This window comes from Streptomyces milbemycinicus (assembly GCF_002154605.1).
GTDB classification, from domain to species: domain Bacteria; phylum Actinomycetota; class Actinomycetes; order Streptomycetales; family Streptomycetaceae; genus Streptomyces; species Streptomyces milbemycinicus.
Genome location: NZ_MUNE01000461.1, coordinates 1 through 6,037 on the forward strand (window position 1 = coordinate 1; position 6,037 = coordinate 6,037).

General features: G+C 70.3%; 7 protein-coding genes and 1 pseudogene. 4 read left to right on the forward strand and 4 right to left on the reverse strand.

The features are described 5' to 3' along the window. Positions 1–332: pseudogene (locus CCN51_RS33425) on the forward strand (TetR/AcrR family transcriptional regulator); the annotation flags it as partial. A 9-nt stretch (positions 333–341) separates the two neighbouring features. Here CCN51_RS33425 and CCN51_RS33430 read toward each other — a convergent pair. The 3 genes from CCN51_RS33430 to CCN51_RS33440 form a co-directional block, all read right to left on the reverse strand. Then, entirely contained in the window at positions 342–1,016 is a 675-nt protein-coding gene (locus CCN51_RS33430) for a hypothetical protein (protein ID WP_014178667.1), read from the reverse strand. After that, a complete protein-coding gene (locus tag CCN51_RS33435) occupies positions 1,013–1,414 on the reverse strand; it encodes a matrixin family metalloprotease (RefSeq protein ID WP_238545439.1) in 402 nt (133 codons plus the stop codon). Before CCN51_RS33435 ends, CCN51_RS33430 begins: the two co-directional genes overlap by 4 nt. Before the next feature lie 153 nt (positions 1,415–1,567). After that, positions 1,568–2,983, reverse strand: coding sequence for an IS200/IS605 family element transposase accessory protein TnpB (locus CCN51_RS33440; protein ID WP_043487401.1), 1,416 nt, complete (start codon positions 2,981–2,983; stop codon positions 1,568–1,570). A 317-nt stretch (positions 2,984–3,300) separates the two neighbouring features. Here CCN51_RS33440 and CCN51_RS54525 point away from each other — a divergent pair, with 317 nt between their 5' ends. Further along, positions 3,301–3,489 carry a hypothetical protein gene (locus CCN51_RS54525; protein WP_143675966.1) on the forward strand — a complete coding sequence of 63 codons (189 nt, stop codon included), beginning with the start codon at positions 3,301–3,303 and terminating at the stop codon, positions 3,487–3,489. Positions 3,490–3,713: 224 nt separating this feature from the next. On the opposite strand, the gene CCN51_RS33445 is transcribed toward CCN51_RS54525, so the two are convergent. Beyond that, the gene (locus CCN51_RS33445; protein ID WP_014178671.1) at positions 3,714–3,917 is read right to left on the reverse strand and encodes a cold-shock protein; all 204 of its coding nucleotides are present in this window, start codon (positions 3,915–3,917) and stop codon (positions 3,714–3,716) included. Between the two features lie 304 nt (positions 3,918–4,221). Here CCN51_RS33445 and CCN51_RS33450 point away from each other — a divergent pair, with 304 nt between their 5' ends. Together CCN51_RS33450 and CCN51_RS33455 are read left to right on the forward strand one after the other, a co-directional pair. Next, the gene (locus CCN51_RS33450; RefSeq protein WP_014178672.1) at positions 4,222–5,166 is read left to right on the forward strand and encodes a menaquinone biosynthetic enzyme MqnA/MqnD family protein; all 945 of its coding nucleotides are present in this window, start codon (positions 4,222–4,224) and stop codon (positions 5,164–5,166) included. 110 nt (positions 5,167–5,276) lie between these two features. Beyond that, positions 5,277–6,037 (forward strand): serine/threonine-protein kinase (locus CCN51_RS33455; protein ID WP_143675967.1); only part of this gene is annotated, 761 nt, incomplete at its 3' end.

The following is a 6,037-nucleotide window of genomic DNA, read 5'->3' on the forward strand; positions in this document are numbered from 1 at the left end:
TCCGCCCGCATCGCGGCGACCCCTTCGCGCGGGAGGTCGCCGCGATGCGGGCGGAGATCGTCGAGTTCGTCACCCATCTGCTCCGGACGGCCGTGCGGGAGCACGGATGCGGGGCGGCGCGGACGGGGCGGATGACCGGCGGCGAGGCGGCTGGGCTCGCATACGCACTGGTAGGCGCGGCGGAGTCGCTGGCCGAGTGGGCAGGCGGCCGGGCGGACGGGGGGCCTTCGGCCGAGGAGGCGGCGGCCACGCTGATGAACTTCGCCTGGGCGGGGCTTGGCAACCTGCTGCGGGGCGAGCGCTGGTCGCCCGGCGAACGCGTAGGGGCGTAGGCGCGGCGCTCAGCCGATGTGGGCCCTGGCGTACAGCGCCGAGGGGTCCTTGGCCCGGGAGACCGCCGAGGGGTGCGTATGCCGCTGGGCGGTCGGATGCGCGACGCCCTTCTCCCACACCGTGGACATATCGGTGCCGCTGTCCGAGCCGCCCTCCGCGGGGGACAGGTCCACCGGGTGGAAGTTGGACGGGGCGGTGTGCCAGCCGTCCGGGGCGAGCCGGGTGGCCAGGACATAGGTCCTGCCCACCTCGAGCGCGGGGGCCTCGCCCACCACGATCCGCTGCCGCCGCAGCGGATCGTCGCCGCCCTCCTGGGCGACCCGTACGCTGCCGCTCACCTCGCCCTTGAGGGTGTTGCGCACCTCGACCCGGTAGGTGGTCCACAGCAGCCGGTCGCCGTTCGTACGCCGCAGTCCCTCGCGCGCCGTGACCTTGCCGATGAACACGTCGTCGGCCCAACCGGAGGCGAATTCCGGGGTGTCGAGCCGTACCGCGTAGGTGGGGTGGTAGTGGGTGGTGCCGTACGGGACGGTGAACCACGCGGCCGCGCCGCCGCCGAGGGCCAGGACGGCCGAGCCGAGCGCGATCGCCCTGGTGCGCGCGCCTGCGCGCGCCCTGCGCTTCGTATGCGCCGTGCGCGCTGCTCCGCTGGGGTGAAGATCGGTGAACACGGCGCCGTTCACACCCAGATGGCCCGGTAGGCCGCGATGTCATCGGCCGACGGGGTGCCGGCGGTGCGGGTGTCGTCGCAGTACATGACCGCGCTGGTGTCGGTGTGGTGCCCCAGCCTGAGCGCATGGCCGAGTTCGTGGGTGACCACGCCGTTCTTGGTCTCGGCGGAGTAGTCCTTCAGGAAGTGGTCGTTGAGGACGATGTCGTCGGAGCCGAGGTCGTGGGGCTCCCACAGGCCGGACCAGCCGACGTCGCTGCGGTCGACGTCGGTCGCGTCCACATCCGCGTACGCCGTGCCCGTATCGGGCCGGATGTCGACTTTGCCCAGCGCGTTCCAGGCGGCGCGCGCCCGGTCCCACTCCGCCGTGTACTTGGTGTGCAGATCGTAGGTCAGCTCCGAACCGTCCACGGATCCGGCGGTGTTCGGGGCGTCCTCGCAGGCCGCGAAGGCCGGGGGAGCGGGCAGCCCGGCGCACAGCCCCGCCGTCAGCGACGCGGTCGTCAGAAGGCGTACAGGGAGGCGGACAGGGACACGTATAGGGAGACGTATCGCCATGGGCACTTACCGTTCCTGAAGACTGAGCGGGAGTGAGTCCTGTTGCCAGGGCTCATGCTCAGCCGGACGCCCCGAACGGTGTTGGGCGTTCTGGTCCACCGCGTTCGCTCCGCGTCCGGCGCGCACGGATCGTGTCCGTGGTCCGGGGACGCGGGGGCGGATTCCCTCGCGCGCTGGGGTGCCCGGTCGGGCCTGGACGGTCCGATGCCCGCACCCATCGCTCTGGTGGGTGCGGGGCGGTGCCGTCCGTCGCCGGATCGGGTGCCCCAGGGCGCGCCTGCCGATCGCCACGGCGGCAGCATCGTGGCGAGTGGTCTTCCTGGTCTTGGTCGTGAGGGGCTTCTGCCAGTGCTGGGCGCCCCACTTGCTGGTGTAGGCCGGGTCGACGGCGACGATGGTGATGCCGAGTTCGACCGCCATCGACACCAGCCGGACCCGCAGCTTGCTGACGGGCATGCCGGAGATGAGGTTGCGGAACCGTTTGCGGCCGCCGTGCTTCTCGCGGGTGGTCTCCGCTTGGAAGTCGAGATCCTCGATCGCGACCGCGAGACCGTGGCGCTTGGCCCAGTGCAGCAGGCGGATCAGGGCGTGGCGGACCTGCGCGTCGCGGTGTTCGGCGGTGCCGGACAGGTCGTATGCGAACCGGAGTGGTTCGCCGGTGGGGTTGCCGTGCTGGTCGAGGCGCCAGGCGGCGAGGTGGTCGGCGTTGGTGTCCACCCCGATCAGACCGTTCGCGCGGGCCGCCTCCAGCGGCACGGTTTGGACCGGTGGCATTGTCCAGGATGCGGTGAGATACCAACGCCCGCGGGCGGTGTCCTCGTGGATGCGGTAGGCGACGGCTCGGTTGGCGGTGACGCGGTCGGCCCACTGCTCGCCCCGGTGCGCGAACGCCGCGCGGGCGGTGAGCACGTATCGGCCGTGCGGCGCGTTCGCCAGGTACGCCAGCGGTGCCGGGAGCTTGATCGAGACCTCGCCGCCGGGTGTGACACGGATGGTCTCGTTGCCAAACCTTTTACCGGACTCGCCGTCGGCCCGCAGGAACCGGCGCCCAGCCTCCCACCGCTTGCGCCACTCGGCCTCGGCGAACTGAGCTTCCTGCAGGTGGTGCCGGGTGTTCAGCAGCCGTTTGCCGCCACGCACCACATGCACCCGCCCGGCCTCACGGTGGATGCTGCCTGCCCAGCGCGAGGAGGATCCCTCGGTCAGGACACGCTTGCGCTGCGCCCACTGTTCAGTGTCGTGCTTCAGTCCGGCCGAACACCGCACCTTCAGATCATGGGAAGCGAGCGAACCAAGCAGGTCGCCGACCAGGCGAAGCACCTTCTCGTCCGGGGCGGTCAGGTGCCCCAGCCGGGTACGGATCGCGACCCCGCAAGGGGCGGGTACCAGGAACGGCGCCGCCACCTCTCGCAGTCCACTCACCCCTGCACCCCGGCCAGTGTCGAAGAAATCCGTCACCACACCCAACGACCACCACTGGCAAAGGTCACATATTCGATGCAAGAACTCCCGTTCCCCACCCGGGGAAGTGTGCCTGCCGCTGCCCGCAGGCTCACTCATACGTGCCAGAACACGCCCAAGTGCCGTCGCTCGCACCTGTTCACAACCCCTCGTTGGTGTACGGCCCGAGGGCATCAACGTAAACAGGCACCGCCACACGGCGCACTCGCACAGGTCTGCCTGGGCGAATCAAAGGATGGTTACTCTGAGGTAAGGTTACTGAGGGGTCGGGAGTTGTCATGCCACAGCGGTCAGCGCCTCCCGCGCCCGCCCTCACTCCACCCGAACTGCAGGCAATGGGCGGCCGGATACGGCAGGCCGCTGTACGAACCGCTGGTCTACTCCGGATCCGGGACGTTCTCGGCGGCAAGGTGCGCCATGTGATCTGCGGCCGCTCCCCGCTCGGCCGCCGCCTCGCGGCCTTCTAAGCTGCGGCGGGCGGTGGTCGCCCGGGACTTCGCCGAGGAGATCGAGGCGCTGTACGCGGCGGAGAATGCGAAGAACGCGAAGATCGCGGAGGACGCGGAAAACAATGCCGGAATCTGAAGTGAATAAACGATTAAGTGAATAGGGAAGATTTCAAGGTCGGAAACGAGGCAGGAGCCCCGGCCTCCGCCGAAGCGGAAACCGGGGCTCCTTGGGTACTGCTTACTCAGGCCGCGCTGACGTTCTCCGCCTGCGGGCCCTTCGGGCCCTGGGTGACGTCAAAGGTAACGGCCTGGTTCTCCTCCAGGGAGCGGAAGCCAGACGCGTTGATCGCGGAGTAGTGAACGAAGACATCGGGGCCGCCGCCGTCTTGGGCGATGAAGCCGAAGCCCTTCTCGGCGTTGAACCACTTGACGGTTCCGGTAGCCATAAGCCCTCCTTGGGCCAAAGGGTTGCCCTGCTCCAGAACCTGCAAGAAGTCTGAAAATCTACAAAAGCCCGCGGTTACATGCTCCGCAGGCTTTGTACTGCAAGGAAACCAAACTGCAACTTGCGGTGAGCTTAGCACGCTGCGTGTGCACGGGGAAAGAGCCGAAGATCACGAATTCGAGGGGTTTCCCTGGTCGGCCGATTGGATAGAACCCCAGGTCGGGGCGCGCTGCCCCGGCCCCCGCGGCGCCTCCCGGACGGCCCCCGCCGCCGTCGTCCGCGACGTGCGGGGCTAGCCTCCGTATGTGGACAATTCACCGAGTTCCCCCGCCCGGAGTACATACGACGCCACGACCGCCGAAGGCGGCGCCCACCCGCCCCGCCGCCGGACCCGGCCGAGGGTCGGCCACATCCAGTACCTCAACTGTCTGCCCCTCTACTGGGGCCTGGCGACCAGCGGTGCCCTCCTGGACGTCGAGCTCACCAAGGACACCCCGGACGCCCTCAACGACAAGCTGGTCCGCGGCGATCTCGACATCGGCCCGATCAGCCTGGTGGAGTTCCTGCGCAACGCCGACGACCTGGTGGCGCTGCCCGATATCGCGGTCGGCTGCGACGGGCCCGTGATGTCCTGCGTGATCGTCTCACAGCTGCCGCTCGAGCAGCTGGACCGGGCCCGGGTCGCCCTCGGCTCCGCCTCGCGCACCTCCGTACGGCTGGCGCGGCTGCTGCTCGCCGAGCGCTACGGGATCACCCCCGACTACTACACCTGCCCGCCCGACCTCAGCCTGATGATGCAGGAGGCGGAGGCGGCGGTGCTGATCGGCGACGCGGCGCTGCGCGCCAATCTGCACTACGCCCCGAAGCTCGGCCTCCAGGTCCATGACCTCGGGCAGATGTGGAAGGAGTGGACCGGGCTGCCGTTCGTCTTCGCGGTGTGGGCGGCGCGCCGCGAGTACATGGAGCGGGAGCCGGAGATCGTCAGCAAGGTGCACGAGGCGTTTCTCGACTCCCGGGACCTGTCCCTGGTGGAGGTCACCAAGGTCGCCGAGCAGGCGGCGCGCTGGGAGGCGCTGGAGGCGTCGGTCCTGGAGCGCTACTTCACCACCCTCGACTTCAGCCTGGGCGAGCGTCAGCTGGAGGGCATCGCCGAGTTCGCGCGCCGCACCGGCCCGGTGGCCGGCTACCCCGCCGACGTACGGGTGCGCCCGGCGGACCTGGGCTCCCGCCCGGGTGAAATGGCCGTCTGACCGCCCTGGGAAGCGGTGTAACGGCTTGGTGCGCATCGGGTTCCGCTCCCGGCGTTATGTCCGGGGCAGGACCTAAGCTGGAGCGGCGCAGGCGAGGGGGGAGCGACGGGATGGAGCCGCTGGGAGCGGAGGATCCACAGGTCATCGGCGCATACCGACTGCTCGGGCGGCTCGGCTCGGGCGGTATGGGCCGGGTCTTCGTGGGGCGTAGCGCGGGCGGCCGGACCGTGGCCGTGAAGGTCGTGCACGCACACTTCTCGCTCGACCACGAGTTCCGCGCCCGGTTCCGGCGCGAGGTGGAGGCCGCGCGGCGGGTCGGCGGGGAGTGGACCGCGCCGGTCCTGGACGCCGATCCGGACGCGCGCGTCCCATGGGTGGCCACGGGCTATGTGGCGGGCCCGTCCCTGAGCCAGGCCATCGCCGACGAGGGGGCGCTGCCCGAGCCGTCCGTACGGGCCCTGGGCGCGGGGCTGGCGGAGGCGCTGGTCGCCGTGCACGCCCTGGGCCTGGTGCACCGCGACGTCAAGCCGTCCAACGTGCTGCTCGCCCTGGACGGTCCGCGCCTGATCGACTTCGGCATAGCGCGGGCCACGCAGGGCACGGTGTCCCTGACCTCGACCGGCGCCTCGATCGGCTCGCCCGGCTATATGGCGCCCGAGCAGATCCTGGGCAAGGGCGTGGACGGGGCGGCCGACGTCTTCTCGCTCGGCGCCGTGCTGGCGTACGCGGCGACGGGTGAGCCGCCCTTCCTGGGCGACAGCTCGGCCGCGCTGCTCTACAAGGTGGTCCACGAGGAGGCCCGGCTCGGCCGCGGGCTGACCGGAGAGCTGCGGGACCTGGTCGCCGCCTGTCTGGCCAAGGACCCGGCCGC